Genomic DNA, 19,315 nt, shown 5'->3' with positions numbered 1-19,315 from the left:
ACATATGAAATAAAAACGTGCAGATCATCTGATCTGCACGTTCTCTTTGCCGAATCTTTTTTCCAGAGATTCCATCATTACTTTATCAGCTTTTATTGCAAATGCCCTTCCGAGCTTCTTGATCTGCTTTGTGGATGAAAGGAAAATAGCAACTTCATCATTACCGTCACTTGCCTTGATCAGCTCATTCAGATCTGCAGAAGCTTCTTCATAGCTGTCTTTATCCGCAAACCTTATCCACACTGTCTTTGGCACCTCGTCAAAGGTAAGCACCTTGTCTGCTATAAGCTTGGCATCACGCTCATCTTCAACAGATACGCGGCCTTCGATGAAGACCTTTCCGTCCTGATTAAGCCTTGGCGCATTGCTCTCATAAGCCTTGGGGAACACGATGACTTCTGTTGTTCCGACCATATCCTCCAGTGTGACAAAGGCCATAACCTGGTCGTTCTTGGTGTATTTGATCTTCTTGTCAGCGATGAGTCCGCCTATTGTAGCCCTTGCTCCGTCATGAACCTTCGGAACACCGGTCTCTTCGTCAAGATAGAAGTCCGTGGTGATGTTGGTGATCTTTTTTCTCCACATGTTAGCGTATTCCTCAAGAGGATGACCACTGACATAAAAGCCCAGAACCTCTTTTTCAAATTCCAGCATCAGCTCTTTGTCGAATTCACCGACGTCCGGCATAGGGATCTGGTACTGGCTCTTGTTCTCCTCGCCGGCGATATCAAACAGCGACATCTGTCCTGCCATGGAGTTCTTGCCTGAGTTGTGGAGCTTATCCATGATCTGGCCGTAGATGTGCATCTTCTGCTTACGTGTTCCGGGGAAGCAGTCCAGAGCGCCGGCTTTTATGAAGTTCTCCACGGCGCGCTTATTGACATCGGTGTCAGAGGAATCCATCCTGGTCAGGAAATCATTGAGATCCTTAAATGGACCTCTGGCCTTCCTCTCGCGAACAATGGCATTTATGACCGGTCTTCCGACGCCCTTTATTGCAGTAAGTGCGTATAGTATAGCCTTTTTCCTGCCCGGAGCGCTGGTCACAACTGATCCCGGAATTGGTGTTTCGCCCTCGGCTGCATCCACTTCAGCCACGGAGAATCCGTCATAACCCTGGTTGATATCAGGGGGCAAAAGAGATATATGCATGTTCCGACAGGTCATGATATAGCCCGAAACTTTGCCGGGGTTATCGATGACGGAAGTCATAAGAGCTGCCATGAACTCAACGGGATAGTAGTATTTAAGCCATGCTGTCTGAAGTGCGACAACTGCGTAGCAGGCAGCGTGGGACTTGTTGAAAGCATACTTTGCAAAGTCCATCATGGAGTCGTAGATGCTGTTGGCAACCTCTGCCGAGATGCCCTTGGATGCGCATCCCGGAACGTCCTCATCGGCATTACCGTTTACGAAGTTGGCTCTTTCAACCTCCATGACTTCCTGTTTCTTCTTACTCATGGCACGACGAACCAGGTCCGCACGTCCCAGAGTGTATCCGCCCAGCTGCTGAACGATCTGCATAACCTGCTCCTGGTATACGATACAGCCGTAGGTAGGCTTAAGGATCGGCTCAAGCTCGGGGGTAGCGTAGCTGATGGCGCCTGCATCGTTCTTGCCGGCGATATATTTCGGGATGAAGTCCATGGGACCCGGGCGGTAGAGCGAAACCCCGGCTATGATGTCCTCTAAGGACTGAGGCTTAAGCTCCTTCATGAAGGACTGCATTCCCGCAGACTCCAGCTGGAACACGCCATCGCAGTGTCCGGAACCGATGGAATCAAGAACCGCAGGGTCATTGTAATCAATCTCATCTATATTAATGTAATTGGCATCACCGGGCTTTGCTCCCAAAGACCTGTTGGCGAACTCGGTAGCATCCTTTATGACTGTAAGGGTTCTAAGGCCCAAAAAGTCCATCTTAAGAAGACCCAGATGCTCAATGGTTGTCATGGTAAACTGCGTCGTGATGTTACCTTCAGCTGACCTTGATAACGGAACCAGGTCCTCGGCGGGAGACTGGCAGATAACAACACCGGCAGCATGGATCGAAGTATGCCTTGGAAGGCCTTCCAGCTTCTTGCACATATCGATCAGCTTGTGGACAGTTGGGTCAGACTCATACTGATTACGAAGTTCCGGATTCATGGCAAGAGCCTTATCCAGAGTGATGTTGAGCTCCGTCGGAACCATCTTGGAAATCTGATCGCCAAAGCTGTAGGGAAGGTCCATGACTCTTGCCACATCCCTGATAACACCCTTGGCTGCCAGCGTACCGAAGGTTATGATCTGCACAACCTTGTCGGCGCCGTACTTCTCGGTAACATAATCTATTACATCCTGCCTGCGCTCGTATTCGAAGTCCACGTCGATATCGGGCATGGACACACGCTCAGGATTGAGGAATCTCTCAAAGAGAAGATCATACTTGATAGGATCTATATTGGTTATGTGCATGCAGTAGGAGACGATACTACCGGCAGCAGAGCCTCTTCCGGGACCTACAGCGATTCCGTTCTCTCTGCAGTAGTTGATGTAGTCCCACACAATAAGGAAGTAATCGACATAACCCATGCGCCTTATGACGCCCAGCTCGTAGTCAAGACGCTCTTTTAACCTGCCATCATCATTCGGGTATCTCTCGTGAAGACCGTCCATGCAGAGCTTGTTGAGGTAAGTCCAGGAATCGTATCCTTCAGGAACCTCGTAGTGTGGGAGCTTGGTAACGCCAAACTCGATTTCCACATGACACCTGTCGGCAATCTTCTGCGTGTTCTCAATGGCTTCAAGAGCATAGGGGAAAAGAGCTTTCATCTCCTCTTCACTCTTTATATAGTACTGACCGCCTTCATAGCGCATGCGGTCTTCATCTGAAACCTTCTTGCCGGTCTGGATGCAAAGGAGAAGATCGTGCGCCTCTGCGTCATCGGCGTAGGTGTAGTGGCAGTCGTTGGTAGCAACAAGAGGAATATCCAGCTGCTGAGACAGAGCCATGAGCGTGTTGTTTACCTGGCGCTGCTCGGGAATTCCGTGGTCCTGAAGCTCTAAGAAGAAATTGCCGTGGCCGAAGATGTTATCAAGGCGCATGGCAGCTTCCTTGGCTTTATCGGGAGCTCCCTTTAAGATGTTCCTTGGAATCTCGCCGGCAAGACAAGCAGAGAGAGCGATGATGCCCTCGTGATATTTCTCGAGGATCTCCATATCAACTCGGGGCTTATAATAGTAGCCCTCTGTAAAGCCTCGGCTTACGATGTGGGAGAGGTTGGCGTAACCGACATTGTTCTCGGCAAGGAGGACCAGGTGGTAATACCTGTCATCGCTTACGGAAGTCTCCTTGTCAAAACGCGAGCCCGGAGCTACATAAACCTCACATCCGATAATGGGATTGATGCCTTCCTTCTGGCACTGCTCGTAGAAGTCAATGACTCCGTACATAACGCCGTGGTCGGTGATGGCTCCGGCATTCATGCCAAGCTCCTTAAGGCGCTTCACATATTCTTTTATCTTATTGGAACCGTCCAAAAGAGAGTATTCTGTATGGACGTGCAGATGCGTAAATGACATTGTAAATCTCCCCCAAAGTGATAGTGAAATTATAACATTTTCTGCCAAAAATGTTAAAAATAACTAAATCGGAAACATTTCCATTGCAGATTTTATGACGCTGCGGTAGTATAATAGATTAGGAAACGTTAATAATGTAACGATTTACTTTTTTAGAGGAAATATAGAGGATATTATTATGGCTAAGCAGATCAAGACTATCGGCGTACTTACAAGCGGTGGCGATGCACCCGGAATGAACGCAGCGATTCGTGCAGTTGTTCGTAAGTCTCTTGCCAACGGACTTAAGGTTGTTGGTATCAAGAAAGGCTATCAGGGTCTTTTAAATGAAGAGATCGTAGAGATGGACAGACGAAGCGTTTCAGATATCATCCAGAGAGGTGGTACAATCCTTGGAACAGCTCGTTGCATGGAGTTCACAACACCGGAAGGCCAGGCTAAAGGCGCAGAAATCTGCCGTAAGCACGGCATCGACGGAATGGTAGTTATCGGAGGAGACGGATCCTACCGCGGAGCTCAGAAGCTTTCAGCTCAGGGCATCAATACAGTTGGTATTCCCGGAACCATCGACCTTGATATCGCTTGCACAGACTATACAATCGGATTCGACACAGCTATTAACACAGCTATGGACGCTATCGACAAGATCCGTGATACATCATCATCCCACGAGAGAGTTTCAATCGTAGAGGTTATGGGACGTCACGCAGGATATATCGCACTGTGGTGCTCAATCGCCAACGGTGCAGACGACATTCTTCTTCCTGAGAAATACGACTACAACGAGCAGCGCATTATCGATAACATCATCGATAACCGTAAGAAAGGTAAGACTCATCACATCATCGTTAACGCAGAGGGTATCGGACATTCAACATCAATGGCTCGTCGTATCGAGGCTGCTACAGGACTTGAGACAAGAGCTTCTATCCTTGGTTACATGCAGCGTGGTGGTAGCCCAACTTGTAAGGACCGTGTATATGCTTCAATGATGGGATGCTATGCAGCAGACATTCTTGCAGCAGGCAAGACCAACAGAGTAGTAGGTTACAGAAACGGTCAGTTCGTAGACTATGACATCGATGAGGCCCTTGCAATGAGCAAGAACATCAACGAGTACATGTACGAGATTGCAAGAACAATCTGATCATAAAGAGAGCATTAAGTGGACTTTTTTGTGTTTGTCTAGCACAAAACAAAAAAGTCCACTTTTTCTATTTGTGCGCATCTGCTAAAATCTGCTTATGAAAAATCAAAAACAAGTCAGTTATGAAAAGAGAATAGTAAGGCAGTATCTTCTGCTTGTTGTAACACTTATATTGATGCTTGCTACCCTCGTGGCCGGAGGCCTGTTTTTCAGATTCTACAGAACAGGCATGGTTTCACAGGCGGAGTCCAATGTCTATGACAAGTACTATGTCATGATCACCGACAACTACAAGTCGGATTTCTGGCAGTCTGTATATAAAGGAGCTTTTGAAAAGGCCAAGGAGAGCAATATCTATGTGGATCTCTTCGGTGAGCAGTTCAGTAAGGACTACTCCGTGGAAGAGCTGATGGAGATAGCCATTGCCTCCGAGGTTGACGGCATAATAGTCTATGCTAACGAAACCCTTGAGATGTCTCACGTTATAAATAAGGCTGTGGACGCCGGAATTCCTGTGGTTACACTTTATGGTGACTGCACAAGGTCTGACAGACTCAGCTTTATCGGAGTCGGAAGCTATAGTATAGGTAAGATGTACGGCGGTCAGATCATCGACATCATCAAGGAGAAACGCCGCGAAGAGCTCATCGAGTCCGAGACCATCGAGGACAGAAGCCAGATCAAGATCACGGTGCTGGCTAATGCAGATACCAAGGATACCGGACAGAACATCATCATTTCCGGAATCCAGGAGACCATCAATCAGGACAACGTAACAGATTCCGAGTACCTGGTTTCAATCGTAACCGTAGATAATACCAACAGCTTCTCAGTTGAGGAGTCCATCAGGGATATCTTCCTTGGGGAGGAGATTCCCGATGTTATCGTGTGCCTTAATGAGCTCAGCACAGTCTGCACCTATCAGGCTGTTGTTGACTTTAATATGGTAGGAGAAGTGAGCATCCTCGGATATTATGATTCCGAGGCGATTGTCAATGCCATTGAAAGAGGCGGTGTCTATGCCACTGTTTCCATTGACGCAGCCCAGATGGGCGAGTACAGCGTTACTGCTCTTACCGACTATCATGAGTTCGGAAACATAAGTGAATACTACCTTGCGGACGTTACCCTCATCAATCAGGACAACGTTGAGCAGTTTAAAGAGGAGGACGGAGATGAATAAATTCCTAAACCGCCCCCTTCAGTTCAAGATCATCAGCGTCTGCGTTTTTGCAAACCTGATCATATTCGTGGTTAATATCTTCATGATCCTTGGGATCAACAACATGTCGAAGGACATGGAGATGGTATATCAGGATAACCTCTCCCTAAACCGCCTATCAGAGGCTCTTACAGAGGTTCAGGATTCAATGACTGAGTACTTAAGTTCTAAGACAAGTGAATCACTTGAGGAGTACTACCGCGATGCTCAGGCTTTTTCGGACCTTGCCCAGGCTCTTGATGACAACGTCACAGACCTGACCTTCAGCCGCATGGAGCGTAACATCCGCTACATGTCCCAGAATTATCTGGATGAGGTTGCTCAGACCATCGAGGCCAAGCGTGGCCGAAATGTAGAGAAATACAGAAACTATTACGAGAGCAGCACCAGACTCTATGAGGATATCGATGAGTACATCACCAGTCTTAACATCGAGCTCTTTGCTGTAAACTCCGGTAATTACCTGGCTATTTTGAAGGCCTTCAGACGATTTGAAGTCGTAGGCGTCATCGTCATGACCCTGGTAATGATCGGAAACGTAATCATTATCACCAACTTCGTAAGGACCATGATCATGCCTCTTAAGAACCTGGCAGATTCAGCGGACGAGGTATCGGAAGGAAACTTCGATGCTACAATTCCTCCTGCCATGTATCATGATGAGGTCGGCATAGTTATCAATGCCTTTGGCAAGATGGTTGTCAGCATCAAGGATTATATTGAGAAGTTAAAAGAGAGTATGGCCCACGAGAGGTACATGCAGGAAAAAGAGCTTATCATGGAGGCCAATCTTAAGGATGCACAGCTCAAGTACCTGCAGGCCCAGATCAATCCGCACTTCCTCTTCAACACCCTAAACGCCGGCGCTCAGCTGGCCATGATGGAAGGTGCTGACAGGACCTATGAATACGTGCAGACCGTGGCAGACTTTTTCAGGTATAATGTACAGAGTCAGAAGAGAGATGTAACCATCAGGGATGAGGTAACTCTGGTGGACAACTATATCCAGATCCTTAACGTAAGATTTTCCGGTGACATCGGCTATGAGAAGCAGGTTGATGAAAGGCTTCTTGACCTTGTAATGCCCAGCATGATCCTTCAGCCCATCGTCGAGAATGCGGTAAATCACGGCATCAGAGAAATGGCCGGAGCAGGTCGCATCACCCTTAAGGTTTACAGAAAGGACGACAGCGTCTGCATCAGCATCAGCGACAATGGTAAGGGCATCAGCCAGGAGACCATAGATCAGCTGCTTAACGGAAGCTTCAGCCATATCGAGGACAGCTATGACAACAATGGAATCGGTATGGACAATGTAATCTCCAGAGTCAGGATATTTGCTGAGGATGATGATGCCATCAACATCATCAGCCACGGCGAGAACAAGGGCTGCGAAGTTGTGATCATACTTCCCATGGGAGGCAAAGAATGTATAGAGTGATGGTTTGTGATGACGAAGGTATCGTCATCGATTCCATGAAATTCATAATAGAAAAAGAGTTTGGCGGAGCCTGTGAGGTTGCCTGCGCAAAGAGCGGAAGGAGCGTCATAGAGCTTGCAGAGAGCTTTCGCCCGGACATCGCAGTGATAGATATTCATATGCCCGGCATTAACGGCATCGAAGCTATCAAGGAGATGAAGGTCTTTTGCCCTAATACCATCTTCATTGTAATGTCGGCCTACGATAAGTTCGACTACGCCAAGGAGGCCATCGCCCTGGGAGTTATGGAGTACATAACCAAGCCCATGGAGAAGATGAAGGTCGTATCTGTCCTCAAAAGAGCTATGGCTCAGATTGACGGCGACAGAGAAAAGCGAAGCAACGATCTTCTTATTAAAGAGAAACTTGAGACCGTAGAGCCCATCATCGAAAACGGACTTATCTATGACATCCTTCTGCAGGAGCATTTCGACGAGGATATCGAGAGCTACAGAACAATCCTCGGCATAACAGAGAACTACGGCTATATGCTGGCACTGGTCTGCGGAGATTCCCAGGTCGGAAACCACATGACCAATGCGGTAGGAAGCTCAGTCAAGATCTCCGGCCGTTATCACGAAATCCGCGAGGGAGTGAAATCTCTTTTCAAAGGAAAAGTCGGAAACGTAATGGCTAACAAGATCGCGGTGCTCATTCCCTGCAGCGAGCCTAAGCTTGAGTATAACGAGAGAACCGAGCTCATCGACAGAGCAAGGGAGCTGGCAAGGTATCTTCGCAAGAAGACGGACATCAGCTTCAGAATCGGAATCGGCGGAGTTAAGCCCCTCAGGGAACTTGGGGATTCCTACAGAGAGGCGCTTAATGCACTTATCGCCACAACAGGTTCTGTTGCACATGTGGACGACCTTGTCATAAACTGCGACTACGAGGAGGATTATCCCAAGAGCATGGAGAAGCCTCTTTTCGAAGCAATCTCCAAGGGAGATCTTAACGAAGCCCAGGTAATGACTGAGAAGTACGCCGACTGGATGTGTCAGAGAGCCATGGACGGAGACCTGATGTCCATGAGGCTCAAGGCCCTTGAGTTTGCGCTCTACGCTGAGCATCTGTCCTATCAGAACGGTGGTCAGACCTATCACTACTCGGGGAGAAAAGACTATCTACCGCAGATCATGGAGCTTAATAGCCCGGACGAAATCAGGGACTGGTTCACCGACAAGGTGATGAATGCCTGCAGGAATGTAGTAAGCAAGCGCCAGGAGAGAAGCGGCGATATCATAAAGACAGCAAGAAAGTACATTGAGGACCACTTCGACAAGGATATCTCACTTGATGATGTATCAAGGGTTGTAAACATTTCGCCCTACTATTTCAGCAAGGTCTTCAAGGAAGAGTGCGGACTTAACTTTATAGAATACCTGACCAACATCAGGATTGATAAGGCAAAAGAGCTTTTGGAGAAGAGCAATCTGTCAATAAAGGAGATCTGTGTTTCCTGTGGATATACGGATCCCAACTATTTCAGCAGGAGTTTTAAGAAGAACGTGGGGGTAACTCCTACTGAGTATAAGGAGAAGTTGTATGAACAAAAGGGTTAAGCGTTTATTGGGGAGAGCGCTGGCTGTAGTTCTAATGGGGGCTGTGCTTAGCGGCTGCGGAGCAACAACAAACAATGGCAATGCCGACGGCGCTGTAGAAACTGACAAGATTGAGATAGGAATGTGCTTTGATTCCTTTGTTATCGAGAGATGGCAGAGGGACCGAGATGTCTTTGTCTCATCGGCAAAAGAGCTTGGGGCGGAAGTCAACATTCAGAACGCCAACGGCGATGTTGAACAGCAGAAGCAGCAGATCGACTATTTTATAAAGAAGGATGTGGATGTCATAGTTATCATCTGCATCGACCCGGAGGAACTTGTAGATAGCATCAAGAAGGCTCACGATGCGGGAATTAAGGTTATTGCTTACGACAGGCCCATTCCGAATGCCGGCGTTGATCTCTATGTGTCTTTTGACAATGAAAAAGTCGGTGAGCTCATGGGAGAAGCCATGGTAAAGGCAGGACTTGCAGGTGGCAAGGTCCTTATGATAAACGGATCTCCCAAGGATCAGAACGTTCCCATGGTCAGAGAGGGCTTCAGGAACGTGATGAGAAAGAACGGCGTGGAGATACTTGATGAGTATTACTGCGACGGCTGGAAGGCTGAACTGGCCAGTGGCTATGTTTACAGCTATCCGGAACTGGTCAAGGAAGCGGACGGCATCATGTGTGGCAACGATGACCTGGCCAGCCGTGTTGTCTTTTCCCTTGCTGAAATGAGACTTGCAGGCAAGAAGCTAGTATGCGGACAGGATGCGGACCTTGAGGCCTGTCAGAGGATAGTCGAGGGAACTCAGATCATGACGGTATACAAGCCCATTGAGAAGCTGGCCCAGAAGGCGGCGGAGGCAGCAGTTGCTCTCGCAGAGGGAAAAGAGATCGAGGACGAGGGCCTCTCGGAGATGAGAGACGGAAGTGATAAGATACCATACCTGAAGATTGAGCCCATCGGAGTCACCAAAGATAACATTGATGAAGTCATAATCAACAGTGGATTCCACTTAAGAGAAGATGTCTACCTTAATGTCAAGGGATAAAATTTCATTTTGGTGTCGTTATAGCACAAATTTGTTTCATATGAAGTCGTGCCAGCAAAAAAATGCTAGCACGGCTTCTTTTTTGTCTTGTTCCAGGTTAAAAATATGCTTGATGTCGCAATTTATTCCTATGAATTCTATGGTAATTTACTATTGTAAAGCGCAGACATTGGTCTGCATAAACTATTCAAACCTTATAGGGAGGATTATTGCAATGAAGAAAAAGATTTTAAGTGGTATCCTTTCAGCTGTTATGGCAGCTTCACTCCTTGCAGGATGTGGACAGGCTGCACAGACAACAACTGAAGCTCCTGCAGCAGAGCCTGCAGCAACAGAAGCACCTGCAGCTGAGCCAGCAGCAGAGCCTGCAGCAACCGGAACCGGCAAGGTTGGTGTAGCAATGCCTACCAAGGACCTTCAGAGATGGAACCAGGACGGTGCCAACATGGAAGAGCAGCTTAAGGCAGCCGGATACGAAGTTGACCTTCAGTACGCTTCTAATGACATCGCTACACAGGTTTCTCAGATCGAGAACATGATCTCATCTGGCGCACAGGTACTTGTTATCGCATCTATCGATGGTGATTCACTCGGCACAGTACTTGCACAGGCTAAGGAAGCTGGCATTTCAGTTATCGCTTATGACCGTCTTATCATGAATTCAGACGCTGTTTCTTACTACGCAACATTCGATAACTACATGGTAGGAACAAAGCAGGGCGAGTACATCGAGCAGCAGCTCGACCTCAAGAATGCAGCAGGTCCTTTCAACATGGAAATCTTCACTGGTGACCCTGGTGACAACAACGCTAGATTCTTCTACGGCGGAGCTATTGACGTTCTTAAGCCTTACATCGACGAGGGCAAGATCGTAGTTAAGTCCGGTCAGGTTGACTTTGATAAGGTTGCTACAGCTAACTGGGCAACAGAGAACGCTCAGTCAAGAATGGATGCTATCATCTCAGCTAACTACGCTGATGGCACAAAGCTTGATGCAGTTCTTTGCTCAAACGACTCAACAGCACTCGGTGTTACAAACTCACTTGAAGCTAACTACACAGGTGATTGGCCAATCATCACAGGTCAGGACTGTGACGTTGCTAACGTTAAGAACATGATCGCTGGTAAGCAGTCAATGTCTATCTTCAAGGATACAAGAACTCTTGCAGCTAAGACTGTAGAGATGGTTGACGCTATCATGAAGGGTTCAGAGGCTCCTGTAAACGATACAAAGACATACGACAACGGAACAGGTATCATTCCTTCATACCTTTGCGAGCCTGTATTCGCAGACGTTAACAACTACAAAGAGCTCCTCATCGATTCCGGTTACTACACAGAGGATCAGCTCAAGTAATTTAAATTTGGTAATTTAACAATTACGTTTCCCCAAATTGAACATAGGCGGGCCGTAAATGACCCGCCTTATGTTCGCCCTAAAATGATTGCACGGAAATGGAGGAGGGCATCGTGGCAAAGATATTACTGGAAATGAAGAATATCACCAAAACCTTCCCTGGCGTAAAGGCCTTAGATAACGTAAACCTTCAGGTTGAAGAAGGTGAAATCCACGCGCTGGTAGGAGAGAACGGTGCTGGAAAGTCCACTCTTATGAATGTCCTTAGTGGAGTTTATCCCTTCGGATCATATGAGGGTGATATAGTTTATGACGGAGAGGTTTGTCAATTTAATCAGATTAAAGACAGTGAGTCAAAGGGTATAGTTATCATCCATCAGGAGCTGGCTCTTATCCCTTATATGACAATCGCTGAGAACATGTTCCTCGGAAACGAGAGAGGAAACAAGATAAAGATCAACTGGCATGAGACCAATGAACTTGCCAGAAAGTATCTCGACATCGTAGGTCTTAGAGAGGGTACACAGACCCTTATCAAGGATATCGGTGTTGGTAAACAGCAGCTTGTAGAAATTGCGAAGGCTCTTTCAAAGGATGCAAGACTTCTTATCCTTGACGAGCCCACATCTTCACTTAATGAGACAGATTCAAAGGCACTTCTTGACCTGCTCCTTAAGCTGAAGGCAGAAAGAGGTCTTACCTCTATTATTATTTCCCACAAACTTAACGAGGTTTCATACGTTGCCGACAAGATCACAGTTATCCGTGACGGTTCAACAATCGAAACACTTACCAAGGGTGTGGATGATTTCTCCGAAGCAAGGATCATCAAGGGAATGGTTGGTCGTGAACTTTCAGACAGATTCCCTAAGAGAGAGCCTCATATCGGAGAGGTAAAGATGGAGATAAAGAACTGGAACGTTTATCATCCACTTTATAAAGAAAGAAAAGTCGTTGACAATGTTAACTTATATGTTAAAAAGGGCGAGGTTCTCGGAATCTCAGGTCTTATGGGAGCTGGAAGAACAGAGCTTGCCATGAGCGTATTTGGGAAAAGCTATGGGGAAAACATTACCGGACAGACTTTTATTGATGGAAAAGAAGTTCATCTTAATACTGTAAGTCAGGCAATCAAGAACGGACTTGCATATGTTACAGAAGACAGAAAGGGAAATGGACTTATCCTGTCTAATCCCATAAAGATCAATACAACCTTGGCTAACCTTGACGAAGTAAGTAATAGAAAGGTTATTGATAAGCACAAGGAATACTCAGTAGCAGTAGAGTATAAGGAAAAGCTCAAAACAAAATGTCCTACAGTAGAACAGAATGTTGGAAACCTCAGCGGTGGAAATCAGCAGAAAGTTCTTTTGGCAAAATGGATGTTTGCAGATCCTGAAATCCTTATCCTGGACGAGCCCACAAGAGGTATCGACGTAGGTGCTAAGTACGAGATCTACTGCATTATCAACCAGCTGGTAGCTGAAGGTAAATCAGTCATCATGATTTCTTCAGAGCTTCCTGAAATCCTTGGTATGTGCGACAGAATCTATGTTATGAACGAAGGAAAAATGGTCGGGGAGCTTGATGCAAAAGATGCAACCCAGGAAAAAATTATGACTTATATCTTACAGTCATCTGGAAACGAGGAGGAGAATCATGAATAAAGATCAAGTTTTAGGATTTTTGAAAAAGAACACCATGGTGTTCGTTCTTGTAATAGTTATAGCGTTCTTTTCATTTATGACAGGCGGAGCAATCCTGCTTCCCATGAACGTAAGTAACCTTATTTCTCAGAACGCATACGTATTCGTTCTTGCAACAGGTATGCTGCTCTGTATCCTGACCGGTGGTAACATCGACCTGTCAGTTGGTTCAGTAGTATGTTTCGTTGGTGCCGTTGGCGCAACACTTATGATGAACCTTGGTGTTCCTGTATGGCTTGCAATCATTATCATGATTGCTATCGGAACAGCAATCGGTGCATTCCAGGGCTTCTGGATCGCGTTTGTTCGTATCCCTCCTTTCATCGTAACACTGGCAGGCATGCTTATTTACAGAGGACTTTCAAACGTAGTACTTAATGGTCTTACAGTTTCAATCAAGGATCAGACAAGCTTTGTAAATCTGTTCGGTGGTGGTGCTAACTGCTACATTCCTGATTTCTTAGGCGGCGGAGCACTTAACCTTACATGTCTCTTTGCAGGAATTATCGGAGCAACAATCTACGTTCTTCTTCAGGTTACAGGACGTATCAAGAAAAAGAACTCAGGTTATGAGCTTGAGAACATTGTTACATTCACAATTAAGACAGCAGTTCTGGCAGCAGTACTTGTAGCATTTGCTTACAGACTTGCTCAGCACAAGGGTATTCCTTCAGTTCTTATCTGGGTACTCATCGTAGTATTCGTTTACGGATACATCACAAGCAACACAACAGTAGGACGTTATTTCTACGCAGTTGGTGGTAACGAGAAGGCTACAAAGCTTTCAGGTATCGATACAAACAAGGTTTACTTCCTTGCTTACACAAACATGGGATTCCTTGCAGCACTTGCAGGTATGATCACAATCGCTCGTCTTACATCAGCTCAGCCTACATACGGCCAGAACTACGAGATGGACGCTATCGGATCCTGCTTCATCGGTGGAGCATCAGCTTACGGTGGAATCGGAACAGTTCCCGGTGTTATCGTTGGTGCGGTTCTCATGGGTGTTATCAACCTTGGTATGTCACTTATGGGCGTTGATGCCAACATGCAGAAGGTTGTAAAAGGTATCGTTCTTCTTGCAGCCGTTATCTTCGACGTAGTATCAAAGCGTGGCGGAAAGTTCGTTGTAAAGAACTGATTTTAGAAAAGGTATTTCCAATAGGGTATACAGGACCGGGGCACTCTTGCCCCGGTTTTTTGTGTGGGGAGTCAGTGGGGACGTCGGATTTGGCAGTTTTGGTCCCTAACCCCCGTCCCCAGGGACCAAAACTGCCAAATCCGACGTCCCCACTGACTCCCCCACTCTCCCTCAAATGTGCTATACTATAATCTACTACCCAAATGTTTCAAAAGAGGTATCACCATGATCACAAGTACATCCAACGACCGCGTCAAGAAGGTCGTAAGCTACGTAGAAAAGAGCAAGGCCCGTCGCGAGGACGGCGTCTTTGTAATAGAAGGAATGAAGATGCTCAGGGAAGCTCCTGTTCTTCAGGTTTCCGAAGTATATGTCACAGAGAAGTTCGTCTCCGGCGCAAGCGAGGAGGACAAGGAAATTCTCTGGAGATATGGCGCGGAAGAGGTTTCCGAGGAAGTCATGAAGAAGATGAGCGACACCCAGACACCTCAGGGAGTCCTTGCGGTAATAAGGCAGTATGACTACACCTTGGAGGAGGTCATCGAGGGCTACAACCGGGAGGCGGCAGAATCGGGAAAAGAGAATGCTCCGCTCCTTCTGGTTCTTGAGAATATCCAGGATCCAGGCAATATTGGCACCATGCTCCGCTCAGGCGAGGGCGCGGGAGTAACCGGCGTCATCCTCAGCAAGGGCTGCGCCGATATATACAATCCCAAGGTAATAAGGTCCACCATGGGCTCCATTTTCAGGATGCCATATATATATGTAGAAGATGTTCCTTCTTTGGTAAAAGAGCTGACGGCAAAAGGCGTACACACCTACGCAGCCCACTTAAAAGGGGAGAAGAACTACGACGAATTCGATTACACACAGCCAACAGCCTTCCTTATAGGTAACGAAGGTAACGGCCTTACAAAAGAGACTGCAGATGCGGCTGAGATCTACGTCCTCATTCCCATGAAGGGAGAGGTGGAATCCATGAACGCAGCCACATCATCAGCAATACTTACATTTGAAGCTTCCAGACAGAGGAGGGGATGAAAAAATGACAGTAGGATTTATCGGATTAGGAAACATGGCAAAGGCAATGATCGGCGGCATTTTGCAGAAAGGCCTCATGGGACCCAACGAGATCATAGGCTCAGCCAACACAGAGGAGACCTGCCTTAAGGTTGCCAACAAGTACGGCATCCAGACCAGGAACTCCAACGCTGCAGTTGCCAAGGAGGCAGACATCATCGTTCTTGCCGTTAAGCCTCAGTATCTCAAGGTTGTTATCGCAGATATCATGGACAGCATGGATGATAACAAGGTCATCGTCAGCATCGCAGCAGGCAAGACCATCGCATGGATCGAGAACGAGTTTGAAAAGCCCACCAAGATCATCAGAGTAATGCCCAACACACCTGCTCTTGTAGGCGAAGGTTGTTCTGCTGTTTGCAGGAACGATCTTGTGGACGACAATTCCTATCACTTCGTAAAAGAGCTTTTGGAGAGCTTTGGTAAGGCATATACCGTGCCTGAGTCACTGATGGACGTAGTGGTCGGCGTAAGCGGATCATCACCTGCATATGTCTTTTTATTCATCGAAGCTATGGCAGATGCAGCAGTAGCCGGTGGAATGCCAAGAAAGCAGGCCTATGAGTTTGCTGCCCAGTCAGTACTTGGCAGTGCCAAGATGGTCCTGGAGACAGGCAAGCACCCGGGAGAACTTAAGGACATGGTATGCTCACCTGCAGGTACTACAATCGAAGCTGTGAGAGTACTTGAGGAAGCAGGCTTTAGAGGAACCGTGATGGATGCTGTAACAGCGTGCATCGACAAGAGCAAAAGCCTGTAATTTTCACACTTTTTTGACACAATTTTAATAGAAATTTGACAAAATGGCTCATCTTTGCTATTATTACCTCCGAATTGTTTAAATCTTAATATGTTGCAATATCTTTGTAACAAATTTAAATAAAAAAGAGGATAGCAATCTGTATGGATAACTCACGAAAGTTATTCTCCGGGGCCACTAAGACCATGGCAGTACTTTTCCTGGTTGTGGTAATGTCTTTTACCCAGAGTATAACAGTAGAGGCAAGACGCACTTCAAACTATTTAGAACTTGCTACAGGAATTACAAATATTATCAGTCCCATCGCTCCACTTGGAATTGACAGCGAAGCACCTGAGGTTAAGGCTGCCGAGAATGCAGAGAAGTCAGCAGCAACCGAGAGCAGCACACAGAGTGCTTCAGAGAGCGAATCATCAAATCTCGTGATGGCCAATGTCAGCAGAGTGATGAATGTCAGGGAAGAGCCCAACGAAGACAGCGCTAAGGTCGGAGTTCTTTACAAGGACTGCGGAGGTAAGATCTTAGACAGACAGGACGGATGGACCAAGGTTCAGTCCGGAGATCTTATCGGATGGGCCAAGGATGAGTATCTTTTATTCGATGAGGACGCTGAGGCACTTGCTCAGGACGTTGGTAAGCAGATAGTTACCAGCAACGGAACAGCTCTTAACATCAGGGCTGAGGCTTCATCAGACGCCGAGGTTGTTGGCGTTCTTGCAGAGAACACCTTCGTAGACCTTATCGAGGATACAGGCGATGGATGGATCGCTGTTGATTACAACGATGAGACCGGATATGTTCAGGCTGATTATGTTACATCAACCTTCAAGATCGACTCCGGTGAGACCATAGCAGCCATCAAGCTTCGTGAGGAAGCTGAGAAGAAGGCAGCACTTACCAAGAACCGCGGAGCAGTCAGCGCAGATGCTGATGAGGTCAAGCTCCTGGCAGCTCTTATCCAGTGTGAGGCGGGTAACCAGCCTTATGAAGGTAAGGTCGCTGTAGGTGCGGTAGTTATGAACCGTGTTAAGTCAGGCGGATACCCGAGCAGTATTTACGGTGTAATCTATGCATCAGGTCAGTTCACACCGGCTCTTAACGGAACCGTTGCAAGAGTATACAACTCAGGTAAGATCAGCGATTCCAATTACCAGGCAGCTCAGGCAGCCATAAACGGTGAGACAACCGTAGGCGGAGCACTTCACTTCAGACGTGTAAACGGAAGAGAAGGAATCATCATCGGAGCACACGTATTCTGGTAATTTGGGGTGCACTAAATAAAGCATATATGATAGAATGTAGGGGATTGCTAAGCGCAATCCCCTTTTTGACCCTCGGGGACGGAGTCAAGGGTTCATTTTTATATTTGGAGGAGGAGCATCATGAATTTGTACGGAAGAGATTTTCTGAAACTGCTGGATTTTACCACTGAAGAGATAGAGTACCTCATTGACCTGGCTGCAGAGCTCAAGGACAAGAAAAAGAACGGTATTCTTCACGACGAGCTAAGAGGCAGAAACATTGCCCTGATTTTCGAGAAGACCAGTACCAGAACAAGATGTTCCTTTGAAGTTGCAGCTCACGATCTTGGAATGGGTTCAACCTACCTTAATCCCACAGATTCCCAGATCGGCAAAAAGGAGAGCATCGCAGATACAGCGCGCGTTCTTGCCAGCATGTACGACGGAATCGAGTACAGGGGCTTTGAGCAGGAGATAGTTGAGACAATAGCTAAGCACAGCAAGGTGCCGGTATGGAACGGTCTTACCAACGAGTTCCACCCAACACAGATGCTTGCTGATGCCCTTACAATAAAAGAGCATTTCGGACGCCTTAAGGGAATCCATCTGGTTTACATGGGCGATGCAAGATACAACACAGGTAACTCACTGATGGTTCTTTGCGCTAAGCTGGGTATGCACTTCACAGCAGTATCCAACAAGAAGTACTTCCCATCTGAGGAGCTGGTTAAGACCTGTCAGGAGATCGCAGCACAGACAGGCGCAGTAATTGATTTCTCCGAGGATGCCATCGAGGGAACCAAGGGTGCTGATGTTATCTACACCGACATCTGGGTATCCATGGGCGAGCCCGACAGCGTATGGGAGGAGAGGATAAAAGACCTTGAGCCATACCGTGTAACTATGGACATAATGAAGAACGCAGGAGATTCTTGCGTATTCATGCACTGCCTGCCATCCTTCCACGACCTCAACACAGGCATTGGAAAAGACATAAAGAAGAAGTACGGTCTTGACGAGATGGAAGTTACAGATGAAGTATTCGAATCAGATCGCTCTATCGTATTTGAGGAGGCTGAGAACCGCATGCACACCATCAAGGCAGTAATGTATGCGACCCTCAAGAAATAATGCTAAGTAAAGAACATATAAGCGAGCAGCTGCACACAAGATGGGCAGCTGCAAACATTTGGTATAAAGACATAACGGACTCCACCAACGATGACGCAAAGCGCCTTGCAGAAGAAGGTGCGCCTCACGGAATGCTGGTGGTTGCAGACAAGCAGGAACAGGGCAGAGGCTCACGCGGAAGAAGCTGGGAGACTCCTGCCGGCGCCAACATCGCCATGAGCCTTATAGTACGTCCCAAGGTCCCCATTGAGTGCGTATCAATGCTTACTCTGGTCATGGGACTGTCCGTGGCAGAAGGCGCAGAAAAGGCCATACATGAGAGCATCTCCGAAAGCTCTTTTACCTGTAATATAAAATGGCCCAATGATGTGATCCTGGCGGAGCGGAAGATCTGCGGAATCCTGACGGAGCTTCACATGGAGCCTTCGGGCGAGATGTCGGACGTGGTCATAGGTGTTGGCATAAACGTCAACATGGCGCGTTTTCCGGAAGAAATTAAGGATGTGGCAGGATCTCTTTTGACAGGATGCGGACGACCTATCGACAGGAGCCTTGTGGTGGCCCGGGTCATGGAGAGATTTGAGGAGAACTACGAGAAGTTTGAAAAGACCAATGACTTATCGCTACTTAAGGATCAATATGAAAAGAGACTGGTGAACAAGGGACAGAGAGTGATGCTCCTTGATCCCAGGAAAACTGCGGAAGTAAAAGGCAGAGAAGAAGTAGAAGAAAAATTTGCAGAGCCTCAAAATGAGCAGGGAGAAGCCCTTGGAATAACGGATAAGGGCGAGCTCATTGTCAGGATAGATACCGGAGAGGTGCGCGAAGTTACCGCCGGCGACGTTTCTGTCAGAGGACTCTACGGATATGTATAACAGGAGGCTA

The 19,315-nt window shown here is 47.1% G+C and carries 14 protein-coding genes; 13 read left to right on the top strand and 1 reads right to left on the bottom strand.

The features are described 5' to 3' along the window. Nucleotides 1-24: 24 nt before the first annotated feature. Nucleotides 25-3,564 carry a DNA polymerase III subunit alpha gene (locus tag G633_RS0106705; protein WP_026519461.1) on the bottom strand — a complete coding sequence of 1,180 codons (3,540 nt, stop codon included), beginning with the start codon at nt 3,562-3,564 and terminating at the stop codon, nt 25-27. A gap of 178 nt (nt 3,565-3,742) precedes the next feature. Here G633_RS0106705 and pfkA point away from each other — a divergent pair, with 178 nt between their 5' ends. From pfkA to G633_RS0106640, 13 genes are all read left to right on the top strand, one after another. Beyond that, the gene (gene pfkA, locus G633_RS0106700; RefSeq protein ID WP_022769828.1) at nt 3,743-4,711 is read left to right on the top strand and encodes a 6-phosphofructokinase; all 969 of its coding nucleotides are present in this window, start codon (nt 3,743-3,745) and stop codon (nt 4,709-4,711) included. A 97-nt stretch (nt 4,712-4,808) separates the two neighbouring features. Beyond that, nucleotides 4,809-5,894 carry a substrate-binding domain-containing protein gene (locus G633_RS0106695; RefSeq protein WP_022769830.1) on the top strand — a complete coding sequence of 362 codons (1,086 nt, stop codon included), beginning with the start codon at nt 4,809-4,811 and terminating at the stop codon, nt 5,892-5,894. Continuing rightward, nucleotides 5,887-7,374: a sensor histidine kinase gene (locus G633_RS0106690; protein WP_026519460.1), complete on the top strand. Its 1,488-nt coding sequence runs from the start codon at nt 5,887-5,889 to the stop codon at nt 7,372-7,374. Before G633_RS0106695 ends, G633_RS0106690 begins: the two co-directional genes overlap by 8 nt. Then, complete coding sequence (locus G633_RS0106685; protein WP_026519459.1) at nt 7,362-8,972, top strand: helix-turn-helix domain-containing protein; 1,611 nt, start codon at nt 7,362-7,364, stop codon at nt 8,970-8,972. The genes G633_RS0106690 and G633_RS0106685 overlap by 13 nt, the downstream gene beginning before the upstream one ends. Then, nucleotides 8,956-10,011, top strand: coding sequence for a sugar ABC transporter substrate-binding protein (locus G633_RS0106680; protein WP_026519458.1), 1,056 nt, complete (start codon nt 8,956-8,958; stop codon nt 10,009-10,011). The genes G633_RS0106685 and G633_RS0106680 overlap by 17 nt, the downstream gene beginning before the upstream one ends. A gap of 214 nt (nt 10,012-10,225) precedes the next feature. Further along, nucleotides 10,226-11,368, top strand: a complete 1,143-nt coding sequence (gene chvE, locus G633_RS0106675; RefSeq protein ID WP_022769835.1) for a multiple monosaccharide ABC transporter substrate-binding protein — start codon at nt 10,226-10,228, stop codon at nt 11,366-11,368. Nucleotides 11,369-11,481: 113 nt separating this feature from the next. Further along, a complete protein-coding gene (gene mmsA / locus G633_RS0106670; RefSeq protein WP_026519457.1) occupies nt 11,482-13,035 on the top strand; it encodes a multiple monosaccharide ABC transporter ATP-binding protein in 1,554 nt (517 codons plus the stop codon). Further along, nucleotides 13,025-14,218 carry a multiple monosaccharide ABC transporter permease gene (gene mmsB, locus G633_RS0106665; RefSeq protein ID WP_035770834.1) on the top strand — a complete coding sequence of 398 codons (1,194 nt, stop codon included), beginning with the start codon at nt 13,025-13,027 and terminating at the stop codon, nt 14,216-14,218. Before mmsA ends, mmsB begins: the two co-directional genes overlap by 11 nt. A gap of 225 nt (nt 14,219-14,443) precedes the next feature. Beyond that, the gene (locus G633_RS0106660; protein WP_026519455.1) at nt 14,444-15,259 is read left to right on the top strand and encodes a TrmH family RNA methyltransferase; all 816 of its coding nucleotides are present in this window, start codon (nt 14,444-14,446) and stop codon (nt 15,257-15,259) included. 4 nt (nt 15,260-15,263) lie between these two features. After that, nucleotides 15,264-16,058 (top strand): pyrroline-5-carboxylate reductase, encoded by a 795-nt coding sequence (gene proC, locus G633_RS0106655; protein ID WP_026519454.1) that lies wholly within the window; start codon nt 15,264-15,266, stop codon nt 16,056-16,058. Nucleotides 16,059-16,201: 143 nt separating this feature from the next. Further along, nucleotides 16,202-17,320 carry a cell wall hydrolase gene (locus tag G633_RS0106650; protein ID WP_026519453.1) on the top strand — a complete coding sequence of 373 codons (1,119 nt, stop codon included), beginning with the start codon at nt 16,202-16,204 and terminating at the stop codon, nt 17,318-17,320. Between the two features lie 120 nt (nt 17,321-17,440). Continuing rightward, nucleotides 17,441-18,430: an ornithine carbamoyltransferase gene (gene argF, locus G633_RS0106645; protein ID WP_026519452.1), complete on the top strand. Its 990-nt coding sequence runs from the start codon at nt 17,441-17,443 to the stop codon at nt 18,428-18,430. Then, the gene (locus G633_RS0106640) at nt 18,430-19,305 is read left to right on the top strand and encodes a biotin--[acetyl-CoA-carboxylase] ligase (protein WP_051200019.1); all 876 of its coding nucleotides are present in this window, start codon (nt 18,430-18,432) and stop codon (nt 19,303-19,305) included. Before argF ends, G633_RS0106640 begins: the two co-directional genes overlap by 1 nt. The last annotated feature ends 10 nt before the right edge of the window (nt 19,306-19,315 follow it).

The organism is Butyrivibrio sp. FCS006 (assembly GCF_000424525.1).
Classification (GTDB): domain Bacteria; phylum Bacillota; class Clostridia; order Lachnospirales; family Lachnospiraceae; genus Butyrivibrio.
This window is presented reverse-complemented; position numbering and strand designations above follow the sequence as displayed.